Annotated in this window: 16 protein-coding genes; 10 read left to right on the top strand and 6 right to left on the bottom strand. The window is 44.1% G+C overall.

The features are described 5' to 3' along the window. Positions 1 to 10 precede the first annotated feature (10 nt). From dnaK to ABF487_RS07630, 3 genes are read left to right on the top strand one after another with little or no spacing between them, the layout of a single operon-like run. Positions 11 to 1855: a molecular chaperone DnaK gene (gene dnaK, locus ABF487_RS07620; protein WP_007746026.1), complete on the top strand. Its 1845-nt coding sequence runs from the start codon at positions 11 to 13 to the stop codon at positions 1853 to 1855. 33 nt (positions 1856 to 1888) lie between these two features. Next, positions 1889 to 2824, top strand: a complete 936-nt coding sequence (locus tag ABF487_RS07625; protein ID WP_263779220.1) for a DnaJ C-terminal domain-containing protein — start codon at positions 1889 to 1891, stop codon at positions 2822 to 2824. Between the two features lie 16 nt (positions 2825 to 2840). Then, a complete protein-coding gene (locus tag ABF487_RS07630; RefSeq protein ID WP_415625366.1) occupies positions 2841 to 3146 on the top strand; it encodes a hypothetical protein in 306 nt (101 codons plus the stop codon). On the opposite strand, the gene ABF487_RS07635 is transcribed toward ABF487_RS07630, so the two are convergent. Beyond that, positions 3135 to 5090 carry an alpha/beta fold hydrolase gene (locus ABF487_RS07635; RefSeq protein ID WP_415626097.1) on the bottom strand — a complete coding sequence of 652 codons (1956 nt, stop codon included), beginning with the start codon at positions 5088 to 5090 and terminating at the stop codon, positions 3135 to 3137. The two genes, ABF487_RS07630 and ABF487_RS07635, sit on opposite strands and share 12 nt — an antisense overlap. Positions 5091 to 5307: 217 nt before the next feature. Between ABF487_RS07635 and ABF487_RS07640 the strand changes: the two genes are divergently transcribed. The 5 genes from ABF487_RS07640 (at position 5308) to ABF487_RS07660 (ending at position 11139) form a co-directional block, all read left to right on the top strand. Further along, complete coding sequence (locus ABF487_RS07640) at positions 5308 to 5796, top strand: toxin-antitoxin system YwqK family antitoxin (protein ID WP_263779217.1); 489 nt, start codon at positions 5308 to 5310, stop codon at positions 5794 to 5796. Between the two features lie 67 nt (positions 5797 to 5863). Continuing rightward, positions 5864 to 6319 (top strand): nucleoside deaminase, encoded by a 456-nt coding sequence (locus ABF487_RS07645; protein ID WP_415633564.1) that lies wholly within the window; start codon positions 5864 to 5866, stop codon positions 6317 to 6319. Positions 6320 to 6414: 95 nt separating this feature from the next. After that, a complete protein-coding gene (locus ABF487_RS07650; protein WP_415634944.1) occupies positions 6415 to 8067 on the top strand; it encodes a glycosyltransferase family 4 protein in 1653 nt (550 codons plus the stop codon). After that, positions 8067 to 9599, top strand: coding sequence for a glycosyltransferase (locus tag ABF487_RS07655; RefSeq protein WP_415634945.1), 1533 nt, complete (start codon positions 8067 to 8069; stop codon positions 9597 to 9599). Before ABF487_RS07650 ends, ABF487_RS07655 begins: the two co-directional genes overlap by 1 nt. Positions 9600 to 9726: 127 nt before the next feature. Continuing rightward, the gene (locus ABF487_RS07660; RefSeq protein WP_415634946.1) at positions 9727 to 11139 is read left to right on the top strand and encodes an NAD-dependent succinate-semialdehyde dehydrogenase; all 1413 of its coding nucleotides are present in this window, start codon (positions 9727 to 9729) and stop codon (positions 11137 to 11139) included. A 76-nt stretch (positions 11140 to 11215) separates the two neighbouring features. On the opposite strand, the gene ABF487_RS07665 is transcribed toward ABF487_RS07660, so the two are convergent. The 4 genes from ABF487_RS07665 to ABF487_RS07680 all read right to left on the bottom strand — a co-directional run bounded on the left by ABF487_RS07665 (position 11216) and on the right by ABF487_RS07680 (position 14616). Then, a complete protein-coding gene (locus ABF487_RS07665; RefSeq protein WP_415633553.1) occupies positions 11216 to 11560 on the bottom strand; it encodes a hypothetical protein in 345 nt (114 codons plus the stop codon). A gap of 24 nt (positions 11561 to 11584) precedes the next feature. After that, on the bottom strand, positions 11585 to 12109 hold the full coding sequence (locus tag ABF487_RS07670; protein ID WP_007746041.1) for a MarR family winged helix-turn-helix transcriptional regulator: 525 nt from the start codon (positions 12107 to 12109) through the stop codon (positions 11585 to 11587). Positions 12110 to 12252: 143 nt separating this feature from the next. Then, positions 12253 to 13314, bottom strand: a complete 1062-nt coding sequence (locus ABF487_RS07675) for a branched-chain amino acid aminotransferase (RefSeq protein ID WP_415634947.1) — start codon at positions 13312 to 13314, stop codon at positions 12253 to 12255. 30 nt (positions 13315 to 13344) lie between these two features. Further along, positions 13345 to 14616: a PTS transporter subunit IIC gene (locus tag ABF487_RS07680; RefSeq protein WP_415634948.1), complete on the bottom strand. Its 1272-nt coding sequence runs from the start codon at positions 14614 to 14616 to the stop codon at positions 13345 to 13347. Positions 14617 to 14982: 366 nt separating this feature from the next. Between ABF487_RS07680 and ABF487_RS07685 the strand changes: the two genes are divergently transcribed. Then, the gene (locus ABF487_RS07685; RefSeq protein WP_007746044.1) at positions 14983 to 15192 is read left to right on the top strand and encodes a hypothetical protein; all 210 of its coding nucleotides are present in this window, start codon (positions 14983 to 14985) and stop codon (positions 15190 to 15192) included. On the opposite strand, the gene ABF487_RS07690 is transcribed toward ABF487_RS07685, so the two are convergent. Continuing rightward, positions 15193 to 15858 (bottom strand): histidine phosphatase family protein, encoded by a 666-nt coding sequence (locus ABF487_RS07690; protein WP_415634949.1) that lies wholly within the window; start codon positions 15856 to 15858, stop codon positions 15193 to 15195. A gap of 40 nt (positions 15859 to 15898) precedes the next feature. On the opposite strand from ABF487_RS07690, the gene ABF487_RS07695 reads away from it, so the two are divergent. Next, a complete protein-coding gene (locus tag ABF487_RS07695; RefSeq protein WP_415634950.1) occupies positions 15899 to 16672 on the top strand; it encodes an alpha/beta hydrolase in 774 nt (257 codons plus the stop codon). The last annotated feature ends 3 nt before the right edge of the window (positions 16673 to 16675 follow it).

Below are 16675 nucleotides of genomic sequence, written 5' to 3' on the forward strand. Positions count from 1 at the left end.
AGGACTTAAAATGTCAAAAATTATTGGTATCGATTTAGGAACAACAAACTCAGCTGTTGCCGTCATGGAAGGCAATGAGCCGAAAATTATTACAAATCCAGATGGCGGGCGGACGACACCATCAGTTGTCGCATTTAAAAACGGTGAAATTCAGGTCGGCGATGTTGCAAAACGTCAAGCAATCGTCAATCCTGATACGATTTCATCAATCAAGCGTCACATGGGCGAAAGCAACTATCGTGTGAAGGCCAATGGCAAAGAATACCGCCCTGAAGAAATTTCAGCCATGATTCTGCAATACATCAAAAAATATGCGGAAGATTATTTAGGAACACCCGTTAGCGATGCTGTTATCACGGTGCCTGCCTACTTTAACGATGCTCAGCGTCAGGCAACAAAAGATGCTGGAAAAATTGCTGGTTTGAATGTTCAGCGTATCATTAACGAACCAACGGCGGCTGCTTTAGCCTTCGGCCTGGATAAGCTTGATAAGGATCAAAAGATTCTTGTTTATGATTTGGGTGGTGGTACTTTTGATGTTTCCATCCTTGAATTAGGTGATGGTGTCTTTGAAGTTTTGTCAACTAATGGCGATACACACCTTGGTGGTGATGATTTCGATCAGAAAGTGATTGACTGGCTAGTTAGTGACTTCAAAAAAGAAAATGGCGTTGACCTATCAACTGATTCGTTAGCTTTGCAGCGTTTGAAAGATGAAGCTGAAAAAGCTAAGAAGACCTTGTCTTCAGCCAATGAAGCTCAGATTCTGTTGCCATTTATTCACCAAAACCTGAACATTGATAAGACCTTGACGCGCGCACAATTCAACCAACTGACTGCTGACTTGGTGGACCGTGCTAAGGCACCAGTCCAAAATGCCATGAAGGATGCCGGATTGAGCTTCTCTGATATTGATGAAGTGATCTTAAATGGTGGTTCGACACGTATTCCAGCTGTTCAAGAATCAGTCAAGGAATTGACTGGTAAAGAACCTAACCACTCAATCAACCCTGATGAGGCCGTTGCTTTAGGCGCTGCTGTTCAAGGTGCTGTGATTACTGGTGATGTGAAAGATGTTGTTCTGCTTGATGTCACACCTCTGTCATTAGGTATTGAAACAATGGGCGGCGTTATGACCAAGCTGATTGACCGCAACACAACGATTCCGACTTCTAAGTCGCAAGTCTTCTCAACGGCTGCTGATAATCAGCCGGCAGTTGATATTCACGTTCTGCAAGGCGAGCGTCCTATGGCTGCCGATAACAAGACTTTGGGCAATTTCCAATTGTCTGATATTCCTGCCGCACCGCGTGGCATTCCACAGATTGAAGTGACATTTGATATTGACCGAAACGGTATTGTATCTGTTTCCGCTAAAGATAAAGGTACTGGCAAGAGTCAAAAGATCACAATCCAAAACCCAGGAAGCATTTCTAAAGAAGAGATCGACAAGATGGTGAAGGACGCTCAGTCCAACGAAGAAGCCGATAAGAAAAAGAAGGAAGAAGTTGATTTGCATAACGAAGTTGATCAGTTGATCTTCTCTAGTGAAAAAACTTTGACTGATGTTGGCGACAAGCTGGGCGATGCTGATAAAAAGCCGGTTCAAGACGCTTTGGACGAATTGAAGAAGGCCAAGGATTCTAACAATCTTGAGACCTTAAAAGAAAAGAAGGATGCTTTGGAAAAGGCAGCGCAAGCTTTGGCAATTAAGCTCTATCAGCAGTCTGCACCACAGTCTGGTGCAGCTGGCCAAGCTGGTCAGGCCGGACCTGATAATGGCGGCAAGTCAGGCGATGATGGTAAGACTGTCGATGGTGACTTTAAAGAAGTTAATCCTGACGACAAAAAGTAATCAAACTGCCGGGGGAATCCCGGCCTACATATTATGGATAATGAAGAATATTACAACACACTAGGAATTGATAAAAACGCGAGCCAAGATGAGATCAAGCATGCCTATCGGAAGCTTTCAAAGAAATATCATCCTGATTTAAATCACGAGCCCGGTGCCGAAGATAAATATAAGCAAGTACAAGAAGCTTATGAGACCTTAGGCAATCCGCAAAAGAAGGCTGCTTATGATCAGTACGGTAAGGCTGGCGCAAACGCTGGTGCCGGACAGAATGGTTTTGGCGGCGGCTTTCAACAAGGCGGATTCAGCTTTAATGGCCAGGATTTTGGTGATTTTGGTGATATCTTTAGTCAAATGTTTGGCGGCGGCTTCAACCCTAACGGACCGCGCAAGGGACGTGATTTACAATATCGTGTTAATTTGACATTTGAAGAAGCTGTTTTCGGTAAAGAAACAGAAATCAAATATGTCCGTCAAGAAAAAGGCGGTAGTTCTAAAGAACATGCCGTCAAAGTCACGATTCCGGCAGGTGTTGAGACTGGCCAGCAGATGCGTCTATCAGGGCAGGGAGAGGCTGGTGTGAACGGCGGCCCCTATGGTGATTTGTATGTGTCTTTTGTTGTTGGCAAATCAGCAGATGGCTTTCAAAGAGAAGGTGCGGATATTTATTCTGAAAAAGGCATCAGCTTTGTGCAAGCGGCTTTGGGTGATAAGATTACAGTCAAGACAGTCCGCGGCGAAGTTGAGCTGACCGTGCCGGCTGGTACGCAGACCGGAACCGAGTTCCGTTTGCGTGGTAAAGGGTCAGCTTATGTTAATAATCCCAACCGAATCGGCGACCATTATGTCAAAGTTGTTGTGCAGGTACCGAAGAGATTGAGTGAAAAGGAAAGAAAGGCCTTGCAGAACTACGCGGAAACACGTGGGGAATCTGTGACGCCGCAAAAGAAAAGAGGGCTATTCGGCTAATCGTTAGCCTTTTTTTATGAAAAAAAATCAGTACAAAGTGCAGCTTTTTTATGGGTTGCCAGTCAGCCAAAATGATCAGGGACAATTTGTCTTTGCTGCAAATCGCAAAGAGATGAGTGTCTGGCGCACTGGGAAACATACTTCTGGCCGCTTTACGGAAATCGGTCAGCTTTTTTTGACTGAAAATAAATTGACGGTAGTGATTTTAAAGGCGGTTGATCTGCCTTTTAAAGATCGTCATCAATTTACACCGCTGGCACGTTTTTTGGATAAAAAAATAGACGATTCTGAATTGAATCGTCTAAAAAAATTATTTGTGTGAATCCAGCCAGCTTTCAATGTCTGACAATCTCTGCATCCGAAGACTCGGCAGCCCGTCGCGGGAAAAACCATGAAAACTTTGCGGGTAGCGAATAAACTTGGTTTCGCCGCCATGCTGTTTGACAGCTGTGTAGAATTGCTCAGATTGTTCGATTGGGCAGCGCATATCCCATTCGCCAGCCTGAATCAAGAGCGGTGTCGTGACATTTTGTGCATAGGCAAGTGGAGACCGTTTCCAATATTCAGCTAAGCCGCCTTCGTCATATAGTCCTAGGCCAAGTTCGGACTCATTAAAGAACCAGCCGATATCTGAAGTACCCCACATAGAAATCCAGTTAATCACGGACCGCTGTGTCACCGCTGCTTTAAAACGCTGAGTGTGCCCGACAGCCCAGCTAGTCATAAAGCCGCCATAAGACCCGCCGGCGATGTATTGGTGATCGCGGTCTAATTCGGGAAAATGATCTAAAGCATAGTCCAGGCCAGCCAAAACATCGGTATAATCGCCTTCGCCATAGTGGCCGATCACAGCAGACTCGAATTTTTGGCCATAAGTTGTTGAACCACGCGGATTAACGAAAACAATTGCATATCCGTGGCTAGCGTGTACTTGGAATTCATGGAAGAAAGTCTCGCCATAAGCACCGTGCGGGCCGCCATGAACATAAAGCAGAACAGGGACGTTTTCTTTATCTTTTGGATCAAGTGCATGCATATACCAGCCATCATGATCCCAACCGTCTGCAGTTTGAAAAGTGAAACGGTCTACTTTGGCATAATCGTGCTCGCTTTCAAACTTCAGATTGGGGTTGTAGAGCTGAAATTGGGCATTTGCTTTTAAGTCCAATTTGACGATTTCGTTGGCTTTGCTTTGTGCCGAAACTGAAAAAGCCACTTGTGCATTCGGCAAAAGGGTGAAATCGTAAATCTGGTTTAATTCATTGTAGACGATGCGAAACTGACTGCCTGACCCTGTAAATGCCTGAGAATGGCCATGATAGGCGGCTGTGAAAAAGTAATTGGCATTATCAATCCAAGCTAGTACCCGGCCTGAGGATTGCTGCTCAAAATCAGCTGCTAAATGGCTGCTCAAATCAAAATCAGCTTCACGCGTCAAATTTGTGAGTTTTTGTTCGCTCACATCGTAGAGATAAAGTTCCTGTTTCGTATTATTTCTCAGATGTTCGTCATCACCGGCCAAAAGAATTTTGTTGGCATCCGGTGAGAAACGTGCGTCAAAAAACTGGCCTTTAGCTTCATCCTTGGTAATAAAACTGCTTTTTTTACTAGCAAAGTCATAGGCATAAATACCTTCGCCGAAATCCTGTTCATCGTCCGGCAGATTTTTGGCACTGTACAAGAATTGCCGGTCATCTGATGAAATATCCAATAAACTGATCGGATACTTCCCTTGAAATAGCTCAACACTGCTTTTAGTGCTGGGATCGAAACTAAAGGTTGCATAAACGGCTTGGTCATCAATCCATCCCAAACCGTCAAAACGGCTGATTAATCGCTTCACTTGACGTGTTTTTGGAAAATCTTCTGTCTTAAATTTACTGGGGATATCGGATTTCTTAGTCTGAAAAAGCAGACGGTGTCCATCAGATAAGGCTAAAACATCGATGACATCCGTTTTTTCAAAAGTCACTTGTGTTGCAACACCGCCTTTTAAGTTAATTGTAAACAACTGATTTTTCTTGCTGCGATCATCCTTGGCGGTAAAATACAATGATTCCCCCAAAATAACCGGATTGCTATTGATTCCCTTGCCGTTTGCCCAGGTCTGTACCAAGCCTGATTCATCGACCGACTTGATTGTGCTGTTATAACTGTTCGACTTGGCATCAAGGAAATTCTCGACAAAGAAAATTTTGCCATCGCCATAAGTGAGCTGAGACGCTGATTTTAATTTAAATAAATCTTGTGATGTGATTCCTGACATACTTACTCCTCTATATTTCTTTTAATTTTAGCGGTTTATCCATGCAATCACACGAGTCATTCATTAAAATGAAGCGTAAGGAGTTGTCAACTTAAGATCGTTGCAAGAAGCCTGTTTTAACTAACTTGTTTGCAATGTCGCTGATCCAATTAGGCTATCACCTTGATAGCCATCGAAACCGGCAACTCATGATTCAATGATTGGAGCTGGATTAAATATGGACGAGGACAATATCATAAAAAAAGAAAAAAATCTTGGTATGCCTGTTACTGGGATTTTGAAGCGCAAAAGCCGGAAAGCCGCGATGGCGGCAAATAAAGCTGCCCGAGAAGCGAAGGCTAAAGCCGCTTTAAAGCTGGTCGATGAAACACCCGAAACATCTGAAACAGTGGACCAGCCGGCTCCTTCTGTTTCAAAAAGCGTTAAACCAGCCGAAAACGATGATTTTTATCGAAACGGCCAAGCCAAATTCCAAGATGCTGATGGCCAGCGGACGTATTATTTTTCGGATGGCACAGTCAAAGCTCGCGGATCTTTTGATGGCAAAATGCAGGGTGAGTGGCAGTTTTTTAAAAACACAGGCCGTCTTTGGCAAATCGGTCATTTAAAAGATGACCTCAAAGATGGGAAATGGCTGCGCTTCTCTGATGCTGGCATTATTGAAAAGTCTCAAAATTTTAAAAACGGCGAATTACTGAAAAATTAACGCCATCATCACTCTTAACGATCGCGTGAATGATTGTTAAACTTAATATATGACTGAAATCGAGTATATGAAACTTGCCGTTGAGCAGGCCAACGAAAACATTGTTTTAAAAGAAGGTGGTCCCTTTGGTGCTGTGATTGTCCGTAATCAGGAAGTCGTTGCTGCTGCGCATAATCGCGTTCTCGTCGAAAACGATCCGACAGCGCATGCTGAGATTACAGCGATCCGCAAGGCTTGCCAATATCTGAACAGCTACGATTTATCAGAATGCGTGTTATATACCAGCTGTTATCCCTGTCCAATGTGTTTATCAGCTGCTATTTGGGCTAATATCAAGACGGTTTATTATGCCAATACAGCTGAAGATGCTGGCCAGATCGGTTTTCGCGATGATTTTATTTACCATTTTATTGAGAATGGCGCTCACGATGATCAGATTGTGAAGATGAGTCAAATCGGGCGTGAACAGGCGATTGAAACTTTTAATGATTATGTCAAAGACCCCAGTCGTGAAAGTTATTGATTATCGTTGTTTTTAAAGGATTCGCAAATACATCATCATCTGCAATTCATAGGCACACCCGGAGTTGACCGATAAGGCCACGATAAGGAGCGGCAATGATTTTTTTTATTAATGCAAATATGCAAAAAAACAAATCTGGCATCGAACACGCCGAGTTGAAACGTGCTGATTTGTTTCGACATCATCAGACTGCTTTTAAAGTTCTGCTGCGTGATTGGTCGCCAACGCTCCACCAAGATCTTGCTGATAGTTCTCTAAGTGATGATGAAGTAATCAACTTATTCGATTATTTTCAAGGTACGGAGAAAGTGAACGGCCAGGTCGTTTCGCCGCGATCAGTCGACTTGGGTTGTTCTGTCGATTTTTATGAAGATGATCCGGTGAATAATCGACTGTTGGCCTTTCAAAGGGTGCCTGACATACAAGGCGGCGCTGCCAAACAGAAATTGTTGGCGCGCATCAACTATTTTGCTGATAGCAAGCCTCGGCGTGTTCGCAGCACGGAGTTATTTGATGCCTTTGGCAACTTGTATGCGGTAGATTTTTATGATACTCGTGGCTTCGTTTCCATGACGCAATGGTATTCGCCGGACAACAAGATTGCCAACGAGACTTGGCAGACGCTGGATGGACGGCCTGTAATCGAAGCTTTTCATAAATTTAATGCCATTGGCGAACAGTCGCTGTCATCGTGGCGTCTTTGCGATCCTGACGGCAGCATTCGTATCTTTGACAATCTTGACGAGCTTTACAAACATTTTTTGGATTTGATTAATGCGGCTTATTTCAGCCCAAAAGAAGCGAATATTTTTATCTTAGACCGCAGCGATTTAGGAGACTGGGCTTTAACGGAATTAAAACAGCCGGCTTATACGGCTCTGCATCTGCATAATTCGCAGACTGTCAATCCTAATGACGAGCAGCATGCATTATTGAATAACCATTATGAATATTCGCTTTGGCAGGCTAACAGCTATGATGCCATTATTAGTGCGACTGCCAAACAAAGCCATGATATTCAAGCACGTTTTAAGCCGCAAGTTCCGTGTTTCACTATTCCGGTCGGCGTGATTCCAGACGCTCATTTCCAATCTCAGACAATCAAGATGGCTCAAAGGCAGCCGCATTCCGTCATTGCTTTAGCACGTATTGCACCTGAAAAACAGCTCGATCAGTTGGTGAAAGCTGTTGCCATTGCTCAAAAACAAGTCCCTGATATCACGCTGGATCTGTACGGCTATCGTGATGCCAGCAATAATTATGAAGCTTACCGTGAAATTGTGGCTGTCATTAAAGAGAACCAGCTTGAAAAACAGGTGCATGTACATGAATATACGACTCAAGGTAATCAAATTGAGCAGCAAGCGCAGGTGTTTGCCGTTACTTCGGCGATGGAGGGCTTTAATCTGTCGCTCATGGAAGGCTTGGCTCAAGGTGATGTCGGCCTGACTTATGATGTGAATTACGGCCCTAATGAGCTGGTTGTTGATGGCAAAAACGGCTGTATTCTGCCTTATGGCGATTACCAGGCTCTAGCAGAGAAATTAGTCTGGCTGTTTCAGAATCCCGATCAGCTGCAGCAGATGTCTGATCAGGCTTATCGTTTGTCGCAGCGGTATTCAGAAAAACAGGTCTGGCAAGCTTGGTCGGCATTACTTGACGATGCTAAACGCAGCTGGCCGGCAAAACTCGCTGTTTATCGGCCAGCGGTCACGGACGGACTAGGTGAACAAGGAGAGAAAATCTAATGTTTTACTTTGTTTCTGAAAATATTTTTTCTTTCAATTCGGGTACTGAATTTTCTCAGGTCAAGCGCGTGCAGTTATTCAATGCAAAGGGCCAACAAGCTTTTTATGTTGCTCGTGATTACAATCCTTCTTTTCATCAGTCGGCCAAACAGCTTGATCTGCCTGACGATCAGCTGCTGAATATGTATGATTATTTTCAAAACGCCCTGTCAGTCACACGCCGACAGATACCTGTCCGTTTTGCTAGAACAATTCCCAAACGGGATTATCATATTGACGGCATTGATGCGAATTATTCATTGATTAAATCTCATGGCAGGATCATCGCGCGTGCAACAATCGCGCCGTTGACAGTGGGATTGATGGGAAATATGATTTATTATGATCGTTTTGGCAACACGGCCGCGACTGATTATTGGGACTGGCGCGGCTTCAAGTCTTCGACACAATATTTCCATCCTGACGGCCAGCCTGGTCCGCAGATTTTCTTTGATCCGGCGGGCCGCAAAGTCATGGAAGTTATCCGGATGAACATCAGCGGCCAATTGTTTCCCACGATGTATCGACTTTTTAATTACCATGGTCGCGATTGGCGTTTTGATTCGGAAAATGATTTATTTATTTTCTTCATGAATGAAATTTTGTCACAGCAGTCAGAATCGTCTGTTATTATCAATGACCGGCCCAGCATGATCGATACAGTGGCACATATCCAGGGTGCAGCAGCTAAATTTCAGTATTTGCATGACGCCCACACAGTAGATCCTGATAATCCGCTGCGAGGCCGTTTAAGCGATGTCTTAACGCCGCTGTTTACAGCTGATGCCTCCGCTTTTACCGGTGTGATCACAGCCACTGAGGCACAAAGAAAAATTCTAGCACGCCGTTTTCCCAGAATTTCTTTTTATTGTGCACCGGATACTTTTGTCTCCCAGAGGCTTCTGCAGACACAGCCGCGGGCATTGGCAGGGCGCCGAGCACATCGCTTGATTTATTTTGGCCGATTATCCGAAGAAAAACATCCGGAGCAGGCCATCTATGCCTTATCAGCTATTAGAAAAAAAATTCCTGATGTGAGCCTAGAATTTCGCGGTTATGCCAGTTCGGCTGATTTTTTGGCCAGCCTGAAGAAGATTGCGGCCGACAATGGTTTATCAGATGCGGTTGTCTTTGCTGATTATGCCCTTGGGCTGGTGCTCTGGCAATCCTTGGACCAAGCGCAAATGGTCATTCAAACTTCGACTGGCGAGGGCTTTAGCATGTCTTTAATCGAAGCGATGGCACATGGCCTGCCAGCAGTTGCTTATCATGCGAATTTTGGGCCGGACGTGATTATTCAAAATGGTGAAAATGGTTTTTTGGTTAAAAACGGCAGTTACGCTGACTTGGCTGCGGCTGTTGTTAAAGTTTTTCAGAATAATGCTTTATGGCAGCATTTGTCTGCTGGTGCCTATCAAACAGCTCATCGCTATGATGCTGATTCTGTTTGGCGAGCTTGGCAGCAAAGTGGTGTTTTGCCAGATGAACATTAATATTAAAGTTTAATTATTCACAATCATTGCCCTTTCTAAGATTGAATCGCTTAAATGATTGCACTAACATAGAAGGCGACCACAGCAGTTGCGATCAAAAATCAAGAGTGATACGAGGAGAAATTAAATGGCATACCAAACGATTAATCCCTACACGAACGAAACGATCAAAACATACGACTTTTCAACGCCAGCCGACATTGAAAAAGCCTTAACGTTAGGGTACGGATTGTATAAAAAATGGCGTGATGGACCAGTTGATGAACGGGCTAAAATCTTACATAAAATCGCTGATTTATTCCGGCAGCATGAAGATGAGCTTGCCAAGACGGCTGTTAACGACATGGGCAAATTAATCGGCGAAGCCAAAGGGGAAGTTGAACTTTGTGCAATGATTGCCGACTATTATGCTGATCATGGTGCAGATTTGTTAAAACCGACGTCCATCACGACCCGGGCGACCGGCGAAGCACAAATAGAAAAGCATTCAACCGGCGTGATTCTGGCCGTTGAACCTTGGAATTTTCCATATTATCAAGTGATGCGTGTCTTTGCGCCAAACTTTATCGTAGGGAATCCAATGGTATTAAAGGGTCCGTCAAATACACCGGGATCCTCAGATGCTTTTGGCAAAATTGTGACTGAAGCCGGTGCACCAGAAGGCAGTTTCACGAATCTTTTTGTTAACTATGATCAGGTCGGCACCATTATTGCAGATCCCCGTGTGCAAGGCGTGGCTTTGACTGGTTCTGAGCGTGGCGGCCGGGCAGTTGCTAAAGCTGCTGGCGAGAATTTGAAGAAAAACACGATGGAACTTGGCGGCATGGATGCCTTTATCGTTTTGGATGACGCTGATATTGATCAAGTTGCTGATATTGCATGGCGGGCTCGCCTTTATAATGCTGGCCAGGTCTGCACATCGTCAAAACGCTTTATCGTGGCTGATAATTTGTACGATCAGTTCCTGACAACGCTAAAGGCACATTTTGCTGCTGTTACGCCTGGTGATCCAATGGATCCTAAGACAACTTTTGCCCCCATGAATTCTAAGCGGGCCAAAGACAAGCTCCAAGATCAGATTGACCGTGCTGTCAAGGCTGGTGCCAAGGTTTATTACGGTAATGAAAAAGTTGACCTGCCCGGTCAATTTATCCAGCCGACTATCTTGACTGATATCAGTAAAGACAACCCGGCTTATTCTGAAGAAATGTTTGGCCCTGTCGCACAGGTTTACAAAGTTTCCAGTGAACAAGAGGCTGTTGATTTGGCCAATGACTCAGACTTTGGTCTTGGTGGGATTATCTTCTCTGGTGATCCTGACCGTGGCGCACGGGTCGCTTCAAAAGTTGAAACGGGCATGATGTTTGTGAACAACTTTATGACTTCGTTGCCGGAGCAGCCGTTTGGCGGCGTGAAAAAATCTGGATATGGCCGCGAGTTAAGCCAGTTAGGCATGATGGCCTTTGTTAATGAAGAGCTGATTGTTAAGGCACAAAAACCAGATTTGAGTAATCCTGCTGGCGGTCTAGCGGTCGTTTGAGTATAAAAAAACGGGTGACTGCAACATTCTCAAAATGATTTTGAGAAACGGATTAGTCATCCGTTTTTTGTTTGCCTTAATGCAGGGTCTGTGCAAGCCAATAGCCGAAATACAGCCAAGACAATAAACCATGCCAGATTGTTGTCCAGACATCATGGTGGCTGACAAACCAGGTGATGCCGGCAGAGAGCATTAGTCCCAAACTATAAAAATCAGCACCGTTATTAATCACATAGCCATGATGGCCGTGACGATGATGACCGTTTTCCACAACAATCTGCTGGGGATGGTCTTTAGCCCAATTTTTGAATTTACGATCAATTTTTTCACTGATACGATCGCCTAAATCATCAGCCTCACTTCCGAAATCATCAAAATCGTCGTCTAAATCTTTGAAATCGCCATCTGTTACTTTTGCCATAATCTTTCTCCATTTATCCTTGTTTTATAGGTTGATATGAATATCGCCATCATCGAATCTAAAGTGGCGGCCAATCGAGTCGTTCACCATCTGGCTGATATAGTCTCCAAAATCCATATCACTCAAGTTTTTAGAAACACGTTTTAATAAGTGAAGTAGTGTTGCTTGTTCTTCGTCGGTCAAACCAGCAAAAACTTCTTCACTCAGATCATCGGCCTCGTCTTTTTTGCTTTGTAAAAAGTCGTGGCCCTTTTTAGTTAACTTAATCAGTGTGATGCGTTTGTCGCGCTCGTCGGGGATCCGATCAACTAAGCCATTATCTGCCAGCTTATCAACCAGTCCTGTCACGGAACTGGGACGCACATCTAATATCTCGGCGATTTCGCCGACCGAGAGGCCGTCATATTTGTCCAATAAACGCATTAACCGAGCTTGGCCGCGGTGGTGGCTGCGCCGGCTATCATGACGCGGCCCGACCATGAGATAAAAATTTGGGTTCTTAGCTAAACCACCAATTGTTCGCATGAGTTCATTTGTTACTTCTGACATATCATTTTCCTTTCTTATGTTTTCATTAATGATATTATTTTGTTTAGTTTTTGTCAATAAAAACTAAACAAAATATAAAATAAAATCGTTTCAATTTAGAAACGATTTAATCATCTATTATCTTAGAAATCTAGAAAGGCTGATTAATTCAAAGGCACATCAACTTGCCAGCCGTCAGGGCCCTTGATGTCGCCATCTTGGATACCGCTAAGGCGATCATAAAGTTTTTGTGTGTATGGACCAACTTTGGTCTCGCTGTAAAAGACATGTTTGTTGCCGTTATGCGTAATTGAACCAACAGGCGAGATAACCGCAGCTGTACCCATGGCGCCGGCCTCTGAGAACTGATCCAAATCATAAATGCTGATTGTGGTTTCTTCGGGTTCCATTCCGAAATCACTAGCCAATTTCAGCAAAGATTTCTTCGTGATTGAAGGCAGAATAGAAGGCGACTTCGGTGTTTTGAACTTGCCATCTTTCGTGATACCAAAGAAGTTGGCGCCACCTAATTCTTCAATGTTTTCATGCAAGCGAGGATCCAAGTAGACAACGTCCGAAAATCCTTCTTCATGTGCGATGGAACCAGGGAGCAGACTAGAAGCATAGTTTCCTGAAACTTTGGATTGGCCGGTTCCACCATGAGCAGCACGGTCATAAGGGCTGGTGACGTAAGCAGTTGGCTGCATGCCGCCTTTATAGTAAGGACCGACTGGCGTTACGAGAATATGGAATTGGAACTGATTGGCCGGATGGACACCGATAACTTCACCGGTACCGATCAAAAACGGACGGACATACAATGTTGCGCCAGAACCGTATGGCGGAACAAAGTCTTGATTGGCTTTGACAACTTCTTTAACGGCTTGAACAAATCGATCCTCTGGGAACGGTTCCATCAGAAGGCGCTCAGCTGATTTATGCATCCGTTTAGCATTCATATCCGGCCTGAACAAGTTAACACCGCCATCTTTTCGGCGATAGGCCTTCAAACCTTCAAAAGCTTCCTGTCCATAATGAAGGACATTGGCAGCTTCAGACATTGTGATTGTCGAATCTTCAGTCAGATGACCTTCATCCCAATGGCCATCCTTAAATTCTGCATGAAAACTATATGGCAAATCATGATAATTAAAACCAATATTCGGCCAATCAAAATCTGTCGCTTTTGCTTTTGTCATTTTTGTAAATCTCTCCTTTTCTAACATGAATCATTGATATGTGAAACAAATTATTAATCAAACAACATCAAGGTGTAAATCATTTTCGCGTGTCTTGCCAACGCGCTTTAAGAACTGATACCAAATCCAAGAAATTACTGCCGGGCCAACTAAACCGAAGAAAAGCATAACTGCTAAACCGCCCCAGCCATTAGAGAAGCCGGATGTTTTAGGCATTGACAGGATATTTAATGGTGCAGTAAATGATGAGAAACCAAGTCCGCCAAGGGCAGCTGGTACTCTAAAACCGCCAACTGTTACTGCAAATATAGCCATCACAACAGCTGAGATCATTGGTCCAACCGCTGTTAACGGTGATTTGATGATGTTTGGAAACTGGACTTTCGGTGTTACGAGCCCTTGGGCAATATTAGCACCGGAATTATTTTGTGTAAAACTCATTGCTGTATAGCCGGAAAATGCGGCACAGCAACCGATTAAGGCGGCACCGGCAGACATTGGATCAAGCCCGACTGCTACGGCTAATGCAGCCGAAGAAGCGGGTGTCATTAAGAACCAGAACCAAGCAAATGAGACGACGGCCGCGCCAAGAATCGGGTTGACTGACATCGTGTCTGCCAGTCCTTTTGATACCCAATTTAAGAATGGCGTCGTTACAGTTGCGGCACCAAGGCCAACGACCGAACCAACAAAAGTGGCACAGAAAGGTACGATAAACATATCAAGCGGTGTTTTACCGGTCATCCACTTGCCTAATAGGGCAGCTGCAAGGCCGGCAATCACGGCGGAAATCGGTTGGCCGACAGTCATGATCGTGGCGCCAGCTAATTGAGGTGCAACCCAGCCAGTAGCTGTTGTAGCGGCTTTGATTGCGCCGCTTGTAAAGTACATAGAGTTGGCGCCAACTGTGGCTGCGATCATAGCTGAAAAAGTTGTTAAGGTCGTTGATCGAAGCTGGATGGCGATACCGGCACCAATAGCAGGTGCTAGCAGATGCTGGCCTAAGACGCCAACCATCTGCATAGGCGCCCAGTGAAGCAAATTACCAGCTGTATTCAAAAGAATGGAAATACCAAGAATAACCAAAACCGCATTGGAGATTCCTTGACTGACTGTATAGACCCAGTCAGACATTTTCATTTTTTTCTCTGGGCGGGTCAAAGGACCTGAGCCTGGACGAAGCTCTTCAGTCTGAGCTCGATCACTTTTAAATTTAGCTGCCGCCGACATCGCTTGCGAATAAGCCTCGCTGCGTTGTTCAGGCGTCATGGAGGCCGGGTCCTGATCAAAAAAATCAGCCTGGCTTTTTGGAACGTTGTTTGCTGTCATATTTCCTCCTTAAGTAATAAAAAAACCGCTCTAGTAAGCAACTAACTAGAACGGTTTTGAAATCTTCAACCATGCCAGCCAGCCATCTTTTGACGGCTGACAAAATGATCAGTCGTCACTGTGTAATCAACAACACGACGCTGACCAAAATAATGGATGCACTCATCTTCATTTGTGAACTATTATCTCGCATGTACTCTCTTTGAGTTGTTACTTAGGTTACTAGGAGCTGAATTAAAAGTCAAGGTATTTGATTTTTGTCATCAAAATGTAATATTACAAAAATTTTCCAAACTCGTCTTCTGAACGGTTAAAATGAGATTATCTATTAAAAAAATAGCTATGCTTTGCGGAGGAGCTGTACTGATGCTCGTATTTTTTATTCTTTTACTCATCTTGGCCGCCGTTTTCGGTGTCATTTCTGTAGGCGTGACAGCAGTGCTGCTGCCAATCCTGCTTCTGATCCTGGCGATTGGCCTGATCTTTTCACTAATTAATCTGCTTTGGCACGGCATTGTCATCATTTTAATTGTTGTAGCCGCACTCGCTATTTATGATTGGCTTAAAAAGCGCTGATTAATCGACCGCTTGGTCATTAAAAGTAAGGAAACGGTAATGGCCGTTTTCATATTGTAATTTGGACACAGAGCCATTGCTTGGCCGCGTATGCAGACCAATTTTATCTTGTCCATAACGATCTGCTAAAGAAAGCAGCGTATTGCCATGTGAGATCAAAAGGACTTGGGATTGATCACCAATCTTTGGATTTGCCAGAATTTTTTCAAAGCCTTCATCCAGACGTGCCCAATATTCATCATTATTTTCAGCATCGTGCCAGGGATCAGCTGCTTTTAAAAAATCCTTGGTTGAAGGCAGGCCAAAATCATCAACGATCTCAGCATAGGTTTTTAACCCATAAGGTGCACCAGCTGCCAGCCAAGCAGCATCCATATTTGTGCCTTCATATGATCCATAAAATTCTTCTCGGAAATTTGGAAGGCTAAGCAATTCTGGCTGCTTATCAAAACTATTTTCGGCCAAAATCAAATCGGCCGTCTGAATAGCACGTGTTGTATCTGACGAATAAGCTACGTCAAAAGAGATTTCTCTAAGTTTGCGCCCGGCTTTTTTTGCATCGCTAATACCGTTTTCAGTCAGGGGAGAATTGCTCCAGCCTTGTAATTTGTTGTATCGATTAAAGTAGGTCTGGCCATGACGGATCAGATAGAATGTAATTTTCATAAGTACCTCAAGCTCTATTTTAGTCTGCTAGAATGTCCGTATGGCAAAGTTTTTTGATATTAGTTACGGAAATAATGAAAAACAAAAAATGGACTTATACCTGCAAAAGGATGCAGCGCCATTAATCTTCTATATTCATGGCGGCGGCTGGTGGCAAGGTGACAAAAACAAAGATACACAAGTTTATGAGGCACTATTTGCAACTGGTTTTTCAATTGCTTCGATTAACTATCGCTTAGCTGACGCTCAACATGTTTATCCAGCTCAATTAGATGATGCACGTCTGGCTTTAAAATGGCTGAAACAGAGCAATTATGTATTTAACCACAAGCGAATTGCCTTATTCGGCTCATCCTCGGGCGCACATATCGCACTTTCTCTATCAATTGAAAACGGGTACCCGATCGTTTCTTGGTCGGGGCAATTTGATTTTCAAGGTTTTTTGAGCACACACACTGCAATCAAAGGGCGCAAAGCAGCGGATAATCCTGACCCGGATAAGGGCAGCAAGATGGCTTCTTACTATAAATGGATCTTGGAACGTCTATTTGACGGTGACTTATCACGTGCTAAAAGTGCCAGTCTCCAGCATTTGGTCAGCCCAACGACAGGCCCAATGCTGATGTTTAATTCCGCGGCTGAACTGGCACCGGTCAGTGAGGTTTACACGATGCAGCAGGCCTTTGTTGAAAATGGTTTACCAATTACAAGCATTATTCTCCCTGGAGACCGGCATGCACAAGCCTATGCTAAAGATGCCCTGCCAGTGACAATCAGTTTCTTAAAGAACAGCTTGAAAATCGCAAAAAGATAGAAG

Origin of the sequence: Oenococcus sp., assembly GCF_047725585.1 — a bacterium.
In the GTDB taxonomy this organism is placed as follows: Bacteria; Bacillota; Bacilli; order Lactobacillales; family Lactobacillaceae; genus Oenococcus; species Oenococcus kitaharae_A.